Origin of the sequence: Thermotoga sp. Mc24, assembly GCF_000784835.1 — a bacterium.
Classification (GTDB): domain Bacteria; phylum Thermotogota; class Thermotogae; order Thermotogales; family Thermotogaceae; genus Thermotoga.
The window spans coordinates 355122-372292 of record NZ_JSFH01000009.1 but is presented as its reverse complement, the minus strand read 5'-3'; the positions used below and the strand labels follow the sequence as shown (position 1 = coordinate 372292).

At 47.7% G+C, this 17171-nt stretch carries 21 protein-coding genes, 1 other RNA gene and 1 pseudogene; 20 read left to right on the top strand and 3 right to left on the bottom strand.

From position 1 onward, the window contains the following. The first annotated feature begins 5 nt into the window (after positions 1–5). From MC24_RS06055 to argF, 7 genes are all read left to right on the top strand, one after another. Positions 6–527 carry a hypothetical protein gene (locus MC24_RS06055; protein WP_004080370.1) on the top strand — a complete coding sequence of 174 codons (522 nt, stop codon included), beginning with the start codon at positions 6–8 and terminating at the stop codon, positions 525–527. After that, positions 520–1350 carry a hypothetical protein gene (locus MC24_RS06050; RefSeq protein ID WP_004080369.1) on the top strand — a complete coding sequence of 277 codons (831 nt, stop codon included), beginning with the start codon at positions 520–522 and terminating at the stop codon, positions 1348–1350. Before MC24_RS06055 ends, MC24_RS06050 begins: the two co-directional genes overlap by 8 nt. A gap of 37 nt (positions 1351–1387) precedes the next feature. Then, positions 1388–3028 carry an arginine--tRNA ligase gene (gene argS / locus MC24_RS06045; protein WP_012311301.1) on the top strand — a complete coding sequence of 547 codons (1641 nt, stop codon included), beginning with the start codon at positions 1388–1390 and terminating at the stop codon, positions 3026–3028. A 3-nt stretch (positions 3029–3031) separates the two neighbouring features. Beyond that, positions 3032–4351, top strand: coding sequence for a 23S rRNA (uracil(1939)-C(5))-methyltransferase RlmD (gene rlmD, locus MC24_RS06040; protein WP_038053490.1), 1320 nt, complete (start codon positions 3032–3034; stop codon positions 4349–4351). 414 nt (positions 4352–4765) lie between these two features. Further along, on the top strand, positions 4766–6061 hold the full coding sequence (purB, locus tag MC24_RS06035; protein ID WP_038053487.1) for an adenylosuccinate lyase: 1296 nt from the start codon (positions 4766–4768) through the stop codon (positions 6059–6061). Between the two features lie 5 nt (positions 6062–6066). Then, a complete protein-coding gene (locus MC24_RS06030) occupies positions 6067–7260 on the top strand; it encodes an adenylosuccinate synthase (RefSeq protein WP_038053485.1) in 1194 nt (397 codons plus the stop codon). Positions 7261–7263: 3 nt separating this feature from the next. Then, positions 7264–8205 (top strand): ornithine carbamoyltransferase, encoded by a 942-nt coding sequence (gene argF, locus MC24_RS06025; protein ID WP_038034227.1) that lies wholly within the window; start codon positions 7264–7266, stop codon positions 8203–8205. 110 nt (positions 8206–8315) lie between these two features. On the opposite strand, the gene MC24_RS09695 is transcribed toward argF, so the two are convergent. Next, complete coding sequence (locus MC24_RS09695; protein WP_162179033.1) at positions 8316–8576, bottom strand: hypothetical protein; 261 nt, start codon at positions 8574–8576, stop codon at positions 8316–8318. Between MC24_RS09695 and MC24_RS09875 the strand changes: the two are divergent. The 13 genes and pseudogenes from MC24_RS09875 to MC24_RS05960 all read left to right on the top strand — a co-directional run. Beyond that, positions 8476–8697, top strand: a pseudogene (locus MC24_RS09875) (CPBP family glutamic-type intramembrane protease); the annotation flags it as partial. The gene MC24_RS09695 and the pseudogene MC24_RS09875 sit on opposite strands and share 101 nt — an antisense overlap. Before the next feature lie 91 nt (positions 8698–8788). After that, positions 8789–9382, top strand: a complete 594-nt coding sequence (tmk, locus tag MC24_RS06015) for a dTMP kinase (RefSeq protein WP_038053480.1) — start codon at positions 8789–8791, stop codon at positions 9380–9382. Continuing rightward, positions 9375–10475 (top strand): ABC transporter permease, encoded by a 1101-nt coding sequence (locus MC24_RS06010; RefSeq protein WP_038053478.1) that lies wholly within the window; start codon positions 9375–9377, stop codon positions 10473–10475. Before tmk ends, MC24_RS06010 begins: the two co-directional genes overlap by 8 nt. 2 nt (positions 10476–10477) lie before the next feature. Next, positions 10478–11041: a phosphodiesterase gene (gene yfcE, locus MC24_RS06005; protein ID WP_038053477.1), complete on the top strand. Its 564-nt coding sequence runs from the start codon at positions 10478–10480 to the stop codon at positions 11039–11041. Continuing rightward, a complete protein-coding gene (rnc, locus tag MC24_RS06000; protein WP_038053475.1) occupies positions 11028–11750 on the top strand; it encodes a ribonuclease III in 723 nt (240 codons plus the stop codon). Before yfcE ends, rnc begins: the two co-directional genes overlap by 14 nt. Further along, positions 11747–12700, top strand: coding sequence for an elongator complex protein 3 (locus tag MC24_RS05995; RefSeq protein WP_038053473.1), 954 nt, complete (start codon positions 11747–11749; stop codon positions 12698–12700). The genes rnc and MC24_RS05995 overlap by 4 nt, the downstream gene beginning before the upstream one ends. Continuing rightward, entirely contained in the window at positions 12685–13020 is a 336-nt protein-coding gene (locus MC24_RS05990; protein WP_156105072.1) for a sodium:proton antiporter, read from the top strand. The genes MC24_RS05995 and MC24_RS05990 overlap by 16 nt, the downstream gene beginning before the upstream one ends. Continuing rightward, a complete protein-coding gene (locus MC24_RS05985; RefSeq protein WP_038053469.1) occupies positions 13017–14378 on the top strand; it encodes a cation:proton antiporter in 1362 nt (453 codons plus the stop codon). Before MC24_RS05990 ends, MC24_RS05985 begins: the two co-directional genes overlap by 4 nt. Next, positions 14357–14728: a Na+/H+ antiporter subunit E gene (locus MC24_RS05980; RefSeq protein ID WP_038053466.1), complete on the top strand. Its 372-nt coding sequence runs from the start codon at positions 14357–14359 to the stop codon at positions 14726–14728. The genes MC24_RS05985 and MC24_RS05980 overlap by 22 nt, the downstream gene beginning before the upstream one ends. Next, positions 14725–14967: a hypothetical protein gene (locus MC24_RS05975; protein WP_029682904.1), complete on the top strand. Its 243-nt coding sequence runs from the start codon at positions 14725–14727 to the stop codon at positions 14965–14967. The genes MC24_RS05980 and MC24_RS05975 overlap by 4 nt, the downstream gene beginning before the upstream one ends. Next, positions 14964–15200 carry a monovalent cation/H(+) antiporter subunit G gene (locus tag MC24_RS05970; protein ID WP_029682903.1) on the top strand — a complete coding sequence of 79 codons (237 nt, stop codon included), beginning with the start codon at positions 14964–14966 and terminating at the stop codon, positions 15198–15200. Before MC24_RS05975 ends, MC24_RS05970 begins: the two co-directional genes overlap by 4 nt. Beyond that, positions 15197–15865, top strand: a complete 669-nt coding sequence (locus tag MC24_RS05965; protein WP_038053461.1) for a Na(+)/H(+) antiporter subunit B — start codon at positions 15197–15199, stop codon at positions 15863–15865. The genes MC24_RS05970 and MC24_RS05965 overlap by 4 nt, the downstream gene beginning before the upstream one ends. Then, positions 15862–16464, top strand: a complete 603-nt coding sequence (locus MC24_RS05960; RefSeq protein WP_038053459.1) for a Na(+)/H(+) antiporter subunit B — start codon at positions 15862–15864, stop codon at positions 16462–16464. The genes MC24_RS05965 and MC24_RS05960 overlap by 4 nt, the downstream gene beginning before the upstream one ends. Here the strand turns inward: MC24_RS05960 and MC24_RS05955 are convergent. Then, positions 16456–16902 carry a hypothetical protein gene (locus MC24_RS05955; RefSeq protein ID WP_008195660.1) on the bottom strand — a complete coding sequence of 149 codons (447 nt, stop codon included), beginning with the start codon at positions 16900–16902 and terminating at the stop codon, positions 16456–16458. The two genes, MC24_RS05960 and MC24_RS05955, sit on opposite strands and share 9 nt — an antisense overlap. Further along, an RNA gene (ffs, locus tag MC24_RS09360) (signal recognition particle sRNA large type) lies at positions 16902–17167 on the bottom strand. The genes MC24_RS05955 and ffs overlap by 1 nt, the downstream gene beginning before the upstream one ends. Positions 17168–17171 lie beyond the last annotated feature (4 nt).

Sequence of the window (17171 nt, the reverse complement as noted above, 5' to 3'; positions counted from 1 at the left end):
TCAAGTTGAAAATTCTGGTTGGATCACCCGTATCTCTTGAGGAGTTTGAAACAATAGACCTTTTCATATCATGGCTGGATGTGATTCCAGACAACGCCAGATTTTCCATTGTGGGTACCAGCAAATTTTTCATCATCGGAAAGAACGGAAGGGAATGGAAGAAGGGTTACGAATTCGGAATCGTAGATGCTGACATAAATATTTTTGTGGTGGGTGGGGATCTTGCTCTCTACCCGGAAGTCTTTTACATTGCAAAAGAGAACGGTGCGAAACTGGTGGTTGGTTTCTGTGAGATTCAAAACTTCATAGATTTTAATTTTGTAAAGGCAAAGTTCTGGGCACACACGCAGGAAACATCTCTGGCCTCCATAGTCTTGTTGAATTTCCTGGGAAAGGTTCACAACAATATCTACTTTCCTCTCGAAAAAACAAAAAACCAAACGGGGGTCGTGGCAGAGGGAGTAGCTCCCGTTTTTCTGGAGTTGAAAAAGAATTTCTTCTCTTCGGAGGAAGCCGAAGATGTTTGAGAACATTCTCTGGAAGATGGTGAAAAAAAGGTTGATCCCGAAAAGAAAAATCTCAAGAGTGCACCGAAGCAGAAAAGGTGTAAAAAGGGTAGTGTGCGTCGCGTTTCCTCTGGACCAGATGTTCAAATCCGCGGACGATTTCATAGATGCTCTGATGGAAATCTTGCAGGAGGATCTTCCTTTTGTGGACCTTCTCATTTTCCCAAGACTGACAGGTAATCTCCTCGCCGGGGTTTCTCCGATAAGAATAGAGAATTTTGAAAAACTCGATCCATTTTACACAGATCTGCTTCGATACATTTCGAAAGGACTGGACGTACCAATTGTCGCTCCAGGTGTGGAGACTTTTCGAACATCTCCCGATGTGCTGGTGATAGAAAACGGTGAAGTGTTACATCGATACACCCTCAGAGAAAGGTTCGCAGTTGCGGATTTTGGGGAATGGTACGCCGCAGTTCTCAGAAAGGAAGACACACTCTCTTCAAAGGCTCTGAGGCCGCTCGTGGAAAAGAACGTCTTTGCTTTCATCCACTTCGATCTGGAAACGGAAGAAAACGACTGGTGGAAAGAGAAAAAAGGTCTATGGGCACGTTCCCAGAGTCTCGAGGTTTTTGGAATCAAAGTTTCTCCAAGAGGAACTTTTCTTGGAAAAACTTACCGAGGGAAAAGCTACGTGAGCGCACCTATCCCGCTCACCCCGAACCTGACGGGTTTTCTGCGACAGGATTGTGGTGTGAAAATGTCCGTGGACCTCGAACTGGATCTTCTAAAGGGAAAGAGGCACAGGATAGATACGGTGAAACACATTCTCTTCAGAGGGTAACAGATCAGCAGAATCCGAAACATGGAGGTGCGGTAGAGTGCTGGTGAACGCGATCAGGCAAAAGGTGTCCGAAGTCATCTCTAAAGCGTACGGTTCAGAAATCGAATTCGAGGTCGAAATTCCACCCAGAAAGGAATTCGGAGATCTGTCCACCAACGTTGCTATGAAGCTCGCAAAAACTTTGAAGAAAAACCCGCGGGAGATAGCTAAAGAGATCGTAAAAAGTCTCGATGAAGATCCCTCGTTTGACAGGATAGAAATCATGGGACCCGGTTTCATAAATTTCTTCCTGTCGAACGAACTGCTCCGTGGAGTGGTTAAAACCGTGCTGGAGAAAAAAGACGAGTACGGGAGAGAAAACGTTGGAAATGGAATGAAGGTGCAGTTCGAATACGGAAGTGCAAACCCAACGGGACCATTCACCGTTGGACACGGCAGACAGATCATCATAGGTGACGTGCTTTCCGAGGTTTACAAAGAGCTCGGTTACGATGTGACGAGGGAAATGTATATAAACGACGCTGGAAAACAGATAAGGCTTCTCGCTCAGTCGCTCTGGGCAAGGTACAATCAGCTTCTCGGAGTTGAAAAAGAAATTCCCGAAGGGGGCTATCGCGGGGAATACCTCGTGGACATCGCGAGGGATCTGGTGAACGAAATCGGAGATAGATACAAAGATCTGTGGAACGAAGAAGTGGAGGAGTTTTTCAAACAGACAGCGCTGAACAGAATGCTCTCCTCCATGAAAGATACCCTTGAAAAGATTGGTTCTTCGTTCGATGTGTACTTCTCAGAAAAGAGTTTGATAGAGGATGGGACTGTCGAAGAGGTGCTGAAACTCCTCAAGAACAAGGACGTTGTTTACGAAAAAGACGGTGCTGTGTGGTTGAAAGTCTCTGCCTTCATAGATGAGGAAGACAAGGTTCTTGTGAGAAGCGACGGTACATACACGTACTTCATGACGGATATCGCGTATCACTACAAGAAATACAAGAGAGGTTTCAGGAAGGTTTACGACATCTGGGGTAGTGACCATCACGGCCACATACCAAGAATGAAGGCAGCGATGAAAGCCCTCGACATTCCCGACGATTTCTTCAACGTTATACTGCATCAGTTCGTTACTCTGAAACGTGGTGGGGAAATCGTTCGCATGTCCACGCGAGCGGGAGAATTCGTCACTCTGGACGAACTTCTCGACGAAGTGGGAAGAGACGCCACCCGATATTTCTTTGCGATGGTGGACCCCAATACCCACATGGTGTTCGATATCGATCTGGCGAAGGCCAAATCCATGGACAACCCAGTTTACTACGTTCAGTACGCACATGCCAGGATCCACAATCTCTTCTCCAACGCGGAAAAGAAAGGTGTGAAGTTTGAAGAGGGAAAACACCTTGAACTGCTTGGAAACGAAGAAGAAAGGGTTCTGATGAGAAACCTCGGTATGTTCAACACCGCTTTGAAAGAGGTCGCGCAGATGTTCGCACCGAACAGGCTCACGAACTATCTCCAGTCGCTCGCCGAGTCCTTCCACGCGTTCTACACCAAACACGTGATAGTGGATCCTGAGAATCCCGAACTTTCGAACGCGCGACTCAACCTTGCCCTCGCAACGGGTATCGTTTTAAGAAAGGGTCTGAAACTCATAGGAGTTTCCGCACCAGAGAGGATGTGAAAGATGCTGGAGCAGGTGAGGATACAGAAGATGATCAACGGAGGTTACGGCCTTGCCCATCTTTCGAACGGCAAGGTAGTTCTCGTAGAAGGAGCGTATCCCGGTGAGGAAGTCCTGATAAAAACCTACAGAGAGAAAAGGGATTTTTCTTTTGGAAAGGTAGTTTCCCTTCTGAAAGAATCCGAAGATCGAACAAAACCACCCTGCAGATACTTTGGAAGATGCGGTGGCTGTCACTGGATGGATGTGAAGTATGAAACCCAGCTTCGTTACAAAAAGGAGGTATTGATCGATCTTTTCGAACGCTCAAATCTGAAGGTAGAAGTGGAAGATGTGGAGCCGAGTGATCTTGTTTTTCACTACAGGACGAAAATGGAGTTTCATTTTCAGGGAAGAAAATTGGGGTTGAAAAAGAGAAACTCCGATTTTGTGATTGACATAAAAGACTGTGAGGTGGCACCGGAAGGCACGGGTGAGATTCTGAACACTGTAAAAGAGGCCGTTCAGGTACTCAACATTCCTGTTTACAACTGGGAAACGAGGAAGGGAGTGCTCAAGCACCTCGTGATCAGGTACGCATTCAGCACGGACCAGTTCATGGTGATCTTTGTGACGAAGACGGAATCCTTTCCCTGGGGAAGGGATCTGGTTCGTGCTGTATTGAAGAGATTTCCAAAGATTCACTCCATCATCCATGTGATGAACTCCAAAGATTCTGTGGTCCTAAGGGGACCGTACAAAACTCTCTACGGTGAGGGTGTAATTGTAGAAGAGTTCGACTGGGAAAGGTTTCAAATTCCACCGACCGCCTTTTTCCAGAGCAACTACTCCATCACATCCAAACTGATAGATCACGTGTACAGGGAACTATCACTTCAGGGTAACGAGATGGTGCTGGACCTGTATGCGGGTATCGGTACGTTTTCCATGAGGACTTCCTTTTCGGCAGCGAGGGTGATCTCTGTTGAATCCAGCAGAGTCGCCGTGAAAGCTGGAAAGGCGAACGCAAACATAAACAGCAGAAGGAACATAGAATACGTGGAACAAGATGTGCTGGACTTTCTGAGAAACTACAGCGGAAGGGCAGACAGGATAATCCTGGACCCACCGAGATCAGGTGCGGGTCCAGAAGCGATGAAAGAAATAGCGAGACTTTCACCCGAAAGGATCGTTTACGTCTCATGTGAGCCTTCTACTCTGGTGAGAGACCTCAAGGTGCTGGTGGAAAACGGCTATTCTATTGTCAGGGTGAAGCCTTTCGACATGTTTCCTCAGACTTACCATGTGGAAACTGCTGTGACTCTCGTGAAAGGGGATCGATGATGTTAGGCCTGGGACTTTCTCTGATCTTCGCTGTTCTCTCCTGGAAAGACAGTACTTTTGTATCGATACTCGCTCTTATCGCTTCCGTTGTTTTCTTCTTCACCAGAAGTGAGAGAGAAAAGACCCTGTTTCATGTGAGTCTGATCTTTCTCCTCGTCCTCGAGGGGTTCGAATATTTGAAAGGAACAAATTACGATCGAGCCGAGTTGTTTCTGGTGCTGTCTTTCTTTCCTCTGATCGTCACCAGTTTTGCAAAGAAAAAAGCCGTGAACATACCTCTCAAATCGCTTTTCTGGTTTCTCGTTGCGATGGCGTTGTGGAAGGTGGCGAGTATTAAATATCCAACGGCTTCTTATCTTGTTTTTCCTGTTGTTGCGCTCGTGTTCATAAGAGATCTGTTTGGGAGGGAAAAAGATGGTAGAAAGGTATTCGCTGTCACCGATGAAGGATCTCTGGACGGAGGAAGCGAAGTACAGAAGATGGCTGGAAGTGGAACTGGCAGTGACGAGGGCGTACGAAGAACTGGGAACGATTCCGAAGGGAGTGACAGAGAGAATAAGGAACAACGCTAAGATAGATGTGGAACTGTTCAAGAAAATAGAAGAGAGAACGAGCCACGATGTGGTGGCGTTCGTCGAAGGAGTCGGCTCGATGATAGGAGAAGACTCGAGGTTCTTCCACTACGGTCTCACCTCGTCAGATGTTCTCGACACCGCAAATTCCCTCGCTCTTGTGGAAGCGGGAAAGATCCTGTTAGAGTCTCTAAAAGAATTCTGCGATGTGCTCTGGGAAGCTGCAAATCGATACAAACACACTCCCACCATTGGAAGAACACACGGAGTCCACGCGGAACCCACCTCTTTAGGCTTGAAGGTCCTCGGATGGTATTCCGAGATGAAAAGGAACGTCCAACGCCTTGAGAGGGCGATAGATGAAGTTTCTTACGGTAAGATCAGTGGTGCCGTTGGAAACTATGCAAACGTGCCACCGGAGGTGGAGGAGAAGGCACTTTCGTACCTGGGATTGAAACCTGAACCCGTCTCCACACAGGTTGTTCCGAGGGACCGCCATGCTTTCTACCTGTCCACACTCGCGATCGTGGCAGCGGGAATAGAAAGGATCGCTGTCGAGATCAGACACCTCCAGAGAACGGAAGTGCTCGAGGTGGAAGAACCGTTCAGGGAAGGTCAGAGGGGCTCGAGCGCCATGCCCCACAAGAAGAATCCCATCACCTGCGAGCGCCTCACGGGACTTTCCAGAATGATGAGGGCGTACGTCAATCCTTCCCTTGAAAACATCGCTCTCTGGCACGAGAGAGACATCTCACACTCCTCCGTTGAAAGATACGTTTTTCCTGACGCCACACAGACTCTTTACTACATGATCGTCACGGCTACAAACGTAGTGAGGAACATGAAAGTGAACGAAGAAAGAATGAAGAAGAACATAGATCTCACAAAGGGACTCGTGTTCTCCCAGAGAGTCCTGCTGAAACTCATAGAGAAAGGACTCACGAGGAAAGAGGCTTACGATATCGTCCAGAGGAACGCTCTGAAAACCTGGAACTCCGAAAAACACTTCCTCGAGTACCTCCTCGAGGATGAAGAGGTTAAGAAACTGGTTACCAAAGAAGAGCTCGAAGAACTCTTCGATATCTCTTATTACCTGAAACACGTGGACCACATTTTCAAACGCTTTGAAAAGGAGTGAAGCGAATGAACCGCGTTGTGGTGGGACTTCAATGGGGAGACGAAGGAAAGGGCAAGGTGGTAACGTATCTTTCCAGATACCACGATATTGTGGCGAGATTTTCAGGCGGAGCGAATGCCGGGCACACCGTGAATTACGGAGATTTCAAGGTGATACACCACCTCCTCCCTTCGGCCGATTTCACAAAAAACAGAGGAATCGCCATAGGAAGCGGTGTTCTCCTGGATCCTCAGGTGCTGACAGAAGAATTGAGGGAATTGAAAGAGAAATTTCCCGATTATTCAGGTGAAATCTTCATCTCTGAGAGCGCACACGTGGTTCTTCCAGTGCACAAAGAAATGGACAGGATAATAGACGAAGTGTTGAAAATAGGCACTACGAAAAGAGGAATAGGTCCCGCTTGCGCTGACAGGGTTATGAGGGTGAATGTGAGAGTCGCAGAGCTCGGCAACGAAGAAAAACTCAGATATTTCCTCGAAAAGAACCTCTCTTTGAAGAAGATCTACGGGGTAGATTTCGCCGCAGAGAAAATTATGGGAGATCTTTCCACCTTTTATGAGACAATAAAAGACTTCGTCGTTTCACCGGTCCAGTTGAAAAGAATCCTCGAAGAGAAGAGCGTTCTCTTCGAAGGAACACAGGGGGTTCTTCTGGATCTGGACGTGGGAACGTATCCGTATGTCACGAGCATGAACTGTTCCTCCTCGGGTGTGAGTGCGGGAATGGGTTTTCCTGTGGAAGTAGATGAAGTTTTAGGCGTCTTCAAGGTGTACACAACGCGGGTTGGAGAAGGCCCCTTCCCGACGGAGCTCACAGGAGAGGAAGGGGAGAAGTTGAGAGAAGCGGGACACGAATACGGTTCCACGACCGGTCGGCCGAGAAGATGTGGTTGGCTCGATCTGCCGCTCCTCAGGTACGCCATTGAAATCTCCGGTGTCGATTCTCTGGTCATGACCAAGGCAGACGTGCTGAACGGTTTTGAAAAGATCAAGGTCTGCGTGCGCTACTCCGATGGAAGAGATCTCGTTTCACTCAGAGATCTGGAAAAGAAAGAGCCTGTCTACGAAGTCTTCGATGGCTGGAAATCTCTGGAAGATAAGAACTTCGAGCGCTTTGTTGATTTCATAGAAAGAGAGACAGGAAGACCGGTAAGGTACATATCCACAGGTGAAAAACTCGAGGATATAGTGGAGGTGTGAAGTGTGTCTGTGAATCTGAAAGGGAGATCTCTCCTCACTCTTCTTGATTTTTCTCCTGAAGAGATCAGATACCTTCTCGATATCTCAGAGCAGGTGAAGATGGAAAGCAGATCCAAACTGAGAACCGAAAGGTTCAAAGGAATGACCCTCGCCATGATCTTCGAGAAGAGATCAACGAGAACGAGACTCGCCTTTGAAACCGCTTTTGCAGAAGAAGGAGGACATCCGATCTTTCTCTCACCGAACGACATACACCTTGGAGCGAAAGAATCTCTCGAGGACACCGCACGCGTCCTTGGAAGAATGGTGGACGCCATCATGTTCAGGGGCTACAAACAGGAGACTGTGGAAAAGCTGGCTGAGTACTCCGGTGTTCCCGTGTACAACGGACTCACCGACGAGTTCCACCCAACACAGGCGCTCGCCGACCTGATGACCATAGAGGAGAATTTCGGAAGATTGAAGGGTGTAAAGGTTGTTTTCATGGGGGACACCAGAAACAACGTTGCGACCTCCCTCATGATTGCCTGTGCGAAGATGGGGATGAATTTCGTGGCGTGTGGTCCCGAAGAACTCAAGCCCAGATCTGACATATTCGAAAGGTGTCAGGAGATCGCGAAAGAAACCGATGGGAGCGTTTCTTTCACGTCAAATCTGGAAGAAGCACTCGCAAGTGCCGATGTTATCTACACGGACGTGTGGGCATCCATGGGTGAGGAAGACAAAGAAAAGGAAAGAATGGCTCTTTTAAAACCTTATCAGGTGAACGAGAGAGTGATGGAAATGACGGGTAAATCGGAAACGATTTTCATGCACTGCCTCCCCGCAGTGAAGGGCCAGGAGGTCACCTACGAGGTGATCGAGGGAAAACAGAGCAGGGTCTGGGACGAGGCGGAGAACAGAAAACACACCATAAAAGCGGTCATGATAGCAACACTGCTGTGAGGTGAAGCTGTGAGCGTTTTCTATTCGATAATAGCCCTTGCTTTGTATCTTGCGTTCATGTTTTCAATAAATCTCTTCAGGATACACCGATTCGAGAAGGCGATCTTCTATCAGTCCCTGCTGGGACTCGCCGGTGCTGTGACGGTGTGTGCGGCCTTTCGATACGTTCCATCGTTCAGAGTAAGCTTTGTCGATCTACACTGGTTCCTGATTCTCCTCTTTGTGAACGTGTTTTTCTTGGGGGGCAGTGAAGCTCGGTTTCCACCCTTCATGAACCGCTTCATCGTGATGGTTTCGGTGGTGTTTCTGTCTCCTTTCTCGGAGGAGTTGTTCTTCAGAGGAGTTTTTTTGAAACTGAACGGAAATGACATATGGACCAACGCACTCGTTTTTTCTCTTCTTCACCTCTTCAACGTGATCGTGGGCTTCGAAAGATTTTCCTTTGCGAACCTCGTATACAGATTCATAGTTGCGCTCATATTCGCTCACAGCGTGGCTGTCAGTGGATCTCTGTTTCCTGCTGTTCTGTACCACACCTCCAACAATCTTGTCGCTTTCATCCTTATGACCAGGAGGGAAAGGAATGTTCATAACGTTCGAAGGAATAGACGGATCCGGGAAGAGCACACAGATCAGGCTTCTGGCTCAATACCTGGAAAAGAAAGGAAAGAGAGTAATCCTGAAAAGGGAGCCGGGCGGAACGGAAACGGGGGAGAAGATCAGAAAGATTCTTCTGGAGGAAGAAGTGACTCCCAAAGCTGAGCTCTTCCTGTTCCTTGCCTCAAGAAATCTCCTTGTGACAGAAATAAAACAGTATCTTTCCGAAGGGTGCGCCGTTCTTCTTGACAGATATACGGACTCCAGTGTTGCATACCAGGGTTTTGGAAGAAACCTGGGAAAAGAGATCGTGGAGGAGTTGAACGATCTTGCCACGGATGGACTGATTCCTGACCTAACTTTCTACATAGACGTGGACGTCGAAACGGCCCTCAAAAGAAAAGGAGAACTCAACCGCTTTGAAAAAAGAGAGTTTCTCGAACGTGTAAGGGAAGGCTACCTCGTGCTTGCCAGAGAACATCCCGAAAGGATCGTGGTGCTGGATGGAAAACGCTCCATAGAGGAAATCCACAGAGACGTGGTGAGGGAGGTTGAAAGAAGGTGGAAACTCGATGTTTAGGATAACTGTCGTGGAACTGAAGAGGATCTTGAAGAAAAGATCTTCACTGCTGATGATCATCACTGCACCCGTTCTGGTTGTGCTGATCTCTCTTCTCTTCATGCAGGGGTACAACCTTCAGACGATGAAGCTTGGAATATACAACGAAGACAACAGCATATGGTCTTCCCTCGTCATGAGATTCATTGGAACCATCCTGAGACAGGAAAACATAGTGAAAGTCGATCAAAACTACGAAAAACTTTTGAAAGAAGGAAAGCTGAACGCGGTCATAATTATTCCAAAGGGCTTCGCGGCGAAACTGTATTCCAAACAGCCAACCCAGATGATCTTCATCCCGAGTCCCATCGATCTTCACCTCGCCGCCGCGATATACAACGTTCTCGATTCCGTTCTGGCAGATTTCCAGGGGAGTGCCTTCTTCGATCCCAAGGTGCTTCGGTACATATTCACAGAGTCCGATTATCCCGTACCCAGATTGACATTGAAAGATTCAGAACTCAGATTTTCCGATCTCATCTCCCCGTTCGTCGTCTTTTTCACGGCAATTTTGATAACCGTATCACTAGCGAGTGTCTCCACCTTTCTCGACAGAGAGAAGAACCTGCACGAGATGTTCCTCGTGTACAACCTTCCGGCATGGAAATACGCCTGCGGGAAGATACTCGCTTACACCGTCGTTGGAGCATCCGTTTCTTTCATAGCCTACACCCTGACGGTGATACTGACAGGAGACAGCCTGGGTTTCCTCATTACGTCTGTACTCATTCTTCTCAACGCGCTTCTTCACACGTCTGTGGGTTTTCTGGTTTCTTCCATTTCTCCTGACAAGAGCCTTGCAAACATACTTGGTGTTTCTGTTATAGGAATATCCCTGTTCTCGAGCGGTTTCGCCATTCCTGTAAGCAATTTGCCAGATATCCTTCGAAGAATCACCATGTCAACGCCTGTGTTCAGAACCATGTACGCCCTCAGGGTGCATCAGCTGGAACACACTGTCGATAATCACTCGATCTTTGTCGTTTTGCTCTGGACGGTTGTTTTGTTCTCCATTTCCGTTTTATCTGGAAAGTTCGTTATCAGGAGGGGTTGACTTTGAGGATTCTTGTGATATCGGATACCCACGGTTCACTGTCTCTCACAGAGAAAGCCTTGAAGAGTGCGGAGAATTTCGATGAAATCTGGCATCTTGGTGATGTTCTCTACCACGGTCCTCGGAATCCACTTCCCGAGGGATACAGTCCAAAGGAACTCACTTCATTTTTGAAGAAACACCGTGTGAAGTACATACGCGGAAATTGTGATGCGGATGTGGACATAAGGGTTCTGGAAATTCCGGAAATGCCCAGGATTGGAATGGAATTTTTGGGAGATGTGAAGATGCTCCTTATTCACGGCGACCAGCTCGAATACGAAAGAGGAGATCCTGCGAGTATGGCACAGGCTCATGGATGCAGTGTGGTTCTTTTCGGTCACACTCACGTTCCTATGGCAGAAAGGTGCGAAGGGGTGTTACTTTTGAATCCGGGATCGGTTTCTCTTCCAAAATCTGAGGTCGGTCCGACTTTTGGTATCATCGATACGGATGAGAAAAAATTCTACCTTTGCTCGCTGGAAGGTGATGTTTTGAAAGAGGTGATGCTCGTTGAACGAGAGTGAGAGAAAAATCGTGGAGGAGTTTCAGAAAGAAACTGGAATCAACTTCAAGAACGAAGAACTTCTCTTTCGAGCTCTATGTCACAGTTCTTACGCGAACGAGCAAAATCAATCGGGAAGGAAAGACGTGGAATCGAACGAAAAGCTGGAGTTTCTGGGAGACGCCGTTCTGGAACTCTTCGTGTGCGAAATACTCTACAAAAAGTATCCGGAAGCGAAAGTGGGAGACCTGGCCCGAGTGAAATCCGCAGCGGCGAGTGAGGAAGTTCTCGCCCTTGTTTCCAGAAAGATGAACCTTGGTAAGTTTTTGTTCCTTGGAAAGGGAGAGGACAAAACTGGAGGACGTGACAGAGATTCCATACTCGCCGATGCGTTCGAAGCGCTTCTGGCTGCCATATACCTCGATCAGGGCTATGAGAAGATAAAGGAGCTATTTGAGCAGGAATTCGAGTTCTACATAGAAAAGATCATGAAGGGTGAAATGCTCTTCGACTACAAAACGGCTCTCCAGGAAATAGTCCAGAGCGAACACAAAGTGCCTCCGGAATACGTGCTGGTGGGAACGGAAAAGAATGATGGTGACAGGATTTTTGTTGTGGAAGTGAGGGTGGATGAAAAGCCCATCGCCACGGGCAGAGGCAGAACGAAGAAAGAAGCGGAAAAGGAGGCCGCAAGAATCGCCTACGAAAAACTTTTGAAGGAGAGATCATGAAGATAATTCCCATTTTTCTTCCATACGCAGGTTGTAAGAAAAGATGTGTCTTCTGTGATCAAATAAAAGCCACGGGACAGACAAAAATCCCGTCTCTTGATGATATCGCGCGAATCATAGAAGAGTACTCCAGAACGTCGAATGGATACGAACTGGGATTCTACGGAGGAACGTTCACCGGTCTTTCAGAGGAAAAGATGGAAGAGTACTTGAGTTTCGTGAAGAGATTTTCTGTGGTGAAGTCGATCAGGGTCTCGACGCGCCCGGATGAGATAAACGAAAGAAAACTGAAGATTCTGAAGAAATACGGTGTGAACATGATCGAAGTGGGAGTACAGTCTTTCTTGGATGAGGTGCTCGAGAGGTCGAAGAGAGGATACACCTCCGAGGAAGCTGAAAAAGCCTGCAAACTCATCAAAAAGAACGGATTTATTCTCAGTGTTCATCTGATGGTAGGACTTCCGGGAAGTGATCGAAAAGGGGAAATTCTGTCCGCGCTGAGGACCGTGGAATGTGGAGCGGATATGGTGAGAATACACCCGACACTCGTTTTTGAAGGAACGGAACTCCACAGGGTGATGGAAGAAGGAGAGTACACACCTTTGAATGTCGAAGAAGTGGTAGATATTTGTTCTGATCTAGTCTGCATTTTTGAGGGCTGGGGGACAAAGGTGATCAGAATAGGATATCACGTTCCTGTTGAGCTGAGAAAGTACGTGGTCGCGGGGCCATTCGATCCATCTCTCGGTGACAGAGTGCGGAAGAAAACGATGAAGAAGGTGATTGAAAGTTTGAAACCATCGAGGATTTTTGTTCCGGAGAATTACCTCGTCTGGTTCGAAAGTGCAGAAGTAGAAGTGGGAGATGAATTCAGATTCGATGACCTTTCTTACGCGGACGCTCTCTTCTTTACTGGAAAAGAGGTGATCGAGAAGTGGCTGAACGGTTGACTCTTCTTCTTGTCCTGATTGGACTCTTAGGAGTTCTGATCAACAGAGATCTGATAAAGAAAATCATCTCGCTAGATATCATGGGAACGGGTGTTGTCAGCTTCTTTGTCCTCATCTCCAGAAAGCAGGGGGAAGCTGTTCCGATACCGTTTCAACAGAACTCAGCCGACCCTGTCCCACAGGCTCTGATCATCACATCGATAGTGATAGGGTTCGCCACCGTAGCGCTCCTTGTCACCACTGCGAGCGTGATCGCTTCCAAGTACTCTTCTGTTTCTTCCGACAGGCTCGACAGAGAAGGAGGAGGAAAGAAAGAGTGATCTTTCTCGTTTACAATTTCCTCATTGTATCGCTTGGGATTGTCTTTTTCTTCTTGAAGAGGAAAGCTCCTTGGTGGGCAACACTGGTGAATCTTCTTTTCGTAGTCACGATGATGCTTTTAGGATATCGTTTCGATCTTGTTTTGACCGGAAATTTCGGCGTTCACCTTCTGTTAGATCAGACATCGTATTTCTTTCTCATCCTCACAGCTGTGGTTCTTCTCGCTGTCTTCACGAAAGACCTGAACGTCAGTCTTTCGAACCTTCTTCTGATACTTCTTGGAGCGTTGAACCTTGCGTTCGTGAGTTACGATCTTTTCAACATATACGTTACAGTTGAGGTGATATCCCTCATTACCTTCCTTCTCGTCGTGGAGGGAAAAAAGAAGATTCAGTACTGGTCCGCTTTCAAGTATCTGATCCTGGGGACTGTTGGTATGAATTTGTACCTGATAGGAATCGGTGTTCTATACGCGGAAAACGGCACACTCTCGATCTCTGACATCTTGAAGGTTGATTCGTTTGCCTCCGCTCTCGTTGCGGTTGGACTTCTTTTGAGAGCTGGTGTGTTCCTCTTCAGTATGTGGCTTCCACAGGTTCATTCGGAGGCAGAAACACCCGTTTCAGCGGTTCTATCCGGTGTCGTTGTGAAGAGTGCTGTGTACGCGCTCGTTCGGCTGGAACACGTGGTGAATTGGAATGTGGTGAAGATCTTTGCCATTTTTTCGGCGCTTTCAGGTGTTTTGTTTGCCTTTCTTTCGAAAGATTACAAGAGGATTCTTGCTTACAGTACCCTTTCACAGATAGGGATCGTCCTTGCGTCCCCCATCACCGCTTCTGTATACGCCCTCGCACATGGAATTTTTAAATCCTGGCTTTTTCTTTTGAAAGATGAACTTCCAGAAAGGGATGTGACGAAGTGGAAAAGGCTCGATTTCTGGACGTGGCTGTCACTTTCACTGGCAAGTCTTTCGATCATGGGATTTCCAGGCCTTGCGGGTTTTTCGAAGAATCTGGTTCTCGAACAGCTTCACAGATGGGAGAAGATCTTGATGGAAGTTGTTTTTGTTGGCACCGCGGCTTCTTTCTGGAAATTTCTTCTGAAACCTTTTGAATTCAAAAGAAAGAAATTACCAGGGGTGTACAATCTCGTTCTGTTCATTGCTTCTCTGACGATAGGACTCTACTTTGCAAATTGGGGAAAGGCTCTTGAAAGCTGCCTCTTAATGGGTGCGGGGGTTCTGGTTCATTTTCTCTTCAAGAATTTGAAGATAGAAAAATATCCGCTTGAAGACTTCGAGTCCATGCTCGGGGTCTATCTTCTGGGGGTGGTGGCTTGTCTTTTCTTGTCGCTGTGATAACGGGAACCGTTTTCTTCATGGTTTTGTCTCAGAAAGCGACTCTGACAACAATCGTACTTGGAAGCTTGATGAGCGTTGTCACGTACATCTTCACAAGGCCCATCCACTTTGAGAAGTTTCCCTTTCTTGTGTTGAAACTCTTCTACAACGTTCCAAAAGCGGTTTTTGAATCGATCCTGGTTTTGCTCTTCCACAACGAGGCTAAAAAGGCTTACGAAGTTCCGGTGAAAGATGAGTGGGAGGAACTCGAAAAAACACTTACTATCACCCTCACTCCGAAAACACTGGTGATAGTCTCGGAGGAAGGTTACATGGTAGTCCACCAGGTGGGGGAGAGAAAAACATGAGATGGCTTCTTGTTTCTCCGTTGATCTTGAGCGTTCTTCAGGTGCTTCTGGGGAAAAACCAGTGGGAAAAACTTCTGGGGATTTCGTCGCTCTCGACGAAGGTCGGTGTTTTGATCTACGCTCTTTCGTACCTCGTTCCGGGGCTATCTCAGGCAAGAGACGTCGCGGTGTTCTATCTGCTCGCCGGTGGAAGCGGAGTCATCTTGTTCTCCTACTTTCTGAGGAGGAACAGAGAATGATATACGTCGGTGTGGTTTTGATGTTTCTCGGCACTCTCCTTTCTCTTCTGAAAAAAGACTTCTTTCTGAAGATCCATCTCATAGGAATTTCAGACACGGTGGGATCCCTTTTCATTGTACTCAACTTCTGGGAAGACGTTTCGAGAACGATCCTCATGGTGGTACTCCTTCTCGTATGGGGACCTTTCGTTTCACACGTTATAGCGCGCATGTACACGGAGGGATCGTCTTGATAGAAAATCTGGTACTGATTCTGATGGTCTCTGTATCTCTGTACACGATCTTCACCCCGATAAGATTGAACGCGGTCATTGGAAGAACGGCTTTGAGCGTTCTTGCGGTTCTTCTGTACACACTGTTTTCTTCTCCCGACGTGGCCATCGCGGAGGCCCTCCTTGGAGCGCTTCTCACCACCCTTGTTTATTTGATCGCTCTGAAATCGAGAGATCGAGTGAAGATCGGTTTCACACCCGTCAGGCTCCTGTTCGAGAAATTGGGAGAGGCGTTCATGGGTTTCGAATACGAACTTCTGAAGAGGTTCTGTGAGAAGTACGACTACAGATCAGAATTCGTCGAGTTTTCCTCTTTGGAAGATCTCCTTGAGGCTTTGAACGATGGAAAAGTGGACGTTGCCTGTGGCGGAGTGTTCAGTGAAGACAAAAAAGGTTATCTGGAAACAAAGATCTTCTACCTCGAGGATGAAAAACTCGATCTGCTGAGGTACACAGAGAGGGTGTACAGAGGCGAGCAGTTGAATCACGTTTTACACAGAGATGGGAGCTACCACATTCTTTTCGCGGACGAGGAGTTGAAAATGAGATTCAGGGAATTTCTCAGAACCGAAAAGGAGTTCGTAGAAGAATTGAAAAAGAAATACTTTGGGGAGGAGATCGGATGAAATGGATGTGGATCACCATCTTCGTTGTTTTTTGTTTTGTTGTTCTGTTGAACGGAAGTTTCGAAAAGGTTCAAGTGAACTTTGAAAACCCCGTGGTGAAAAATCCCATCACCCAGATCTACCTTCTGAACAGGGTGTACGATACTGTCTTCGAGGTTCTTGTTTTCTCGCTCGCAGTGCTTGGAGTTTCTCTCCACATGGCCTACCTTCCTACTCCAGAGGAGATAAAAGGCATATCGGACGTCACTATCAGGATCTTCGCCAGATTCATAGCGTTCTTTCTCCTCGTGGGATCGCTGTACCTTGCCCTCGAAGGCCATGTGAGTCCAGGCGGTGGATTCTCTGCTGGGGTTGCGGGTGGAACGGCGCTCGCTCTGATCGCCATGGTGGAAGATTTTGAAAACTTCGAGAGGAAGTTCGAAAGAACGCAAGCGTACTTTCTGGAGAAGTTCATCATGATCGTTTTTCTTTTCCTCGTTGTTCTGATAATCCCGGGAAGAAACCTCATAGTTCCGGCGAACATGGTGGTGTACCTGAAAGTGATGCTGGGTAGCTGGATCATCGTCTACTACTTCATAAAACACAGAGGGCTACTCTGAGATCCCAAGGTCATAGATAGTGTCTCCTATTGTTACGGAGAATACCTTCCCTTCCTGTGAAAAGTGAATTTCCTTTTTTGTTTCTATCAGGTAGTTGTTTCCCTCTCCGCTCAGACCGAAACGAACGATTTTGTACAGGCCGTCCTTGAACATCACAAGATAAGAAATCTTTCCACTCTTTTTATCGTAGTTCGCGTTAAAAATCAAACTGTTCAATGTGACAGAAACAGAAGAAGACGCCGCGGCTTTCACCTCGTATTCGTGTCTCATAAAATCCACCGCGTAGAATTCGTCGGTTAGAAGATCGATGTCGTAAACGAGGCGGGCGCGTGTTTTCATGGCAAGAGACAGGGAGAAAAGGCCTACCATCACAACCGTGCAGATGCAGAACATGAGGGCTAACGTTTCAACGAGGGAGTAGCCAGAAGAAAAATGCACCACGCACCCACCGTCGACTTCTCCAGACCGGGGCGTGCGTGATCGGAAAGCTCCGACCGGGCTCCCCCACGGCACACGGAGACACCTGCTTATGGCTGCTCCCTTCCGGGCCTGACCAGGTTCACAGGGCCCCGTTGCGTGGGACCCGGTCTTCACCGCCCCCGAGTCACGCCGTTTCCCGACCCGAAGAGCCTCGGGTGGGAATTCGGCCCCGCGTACGGCGGATTTCGGGTACAGGGGACCGCCAGCCCCCCGCCTAGCGTGGTGCA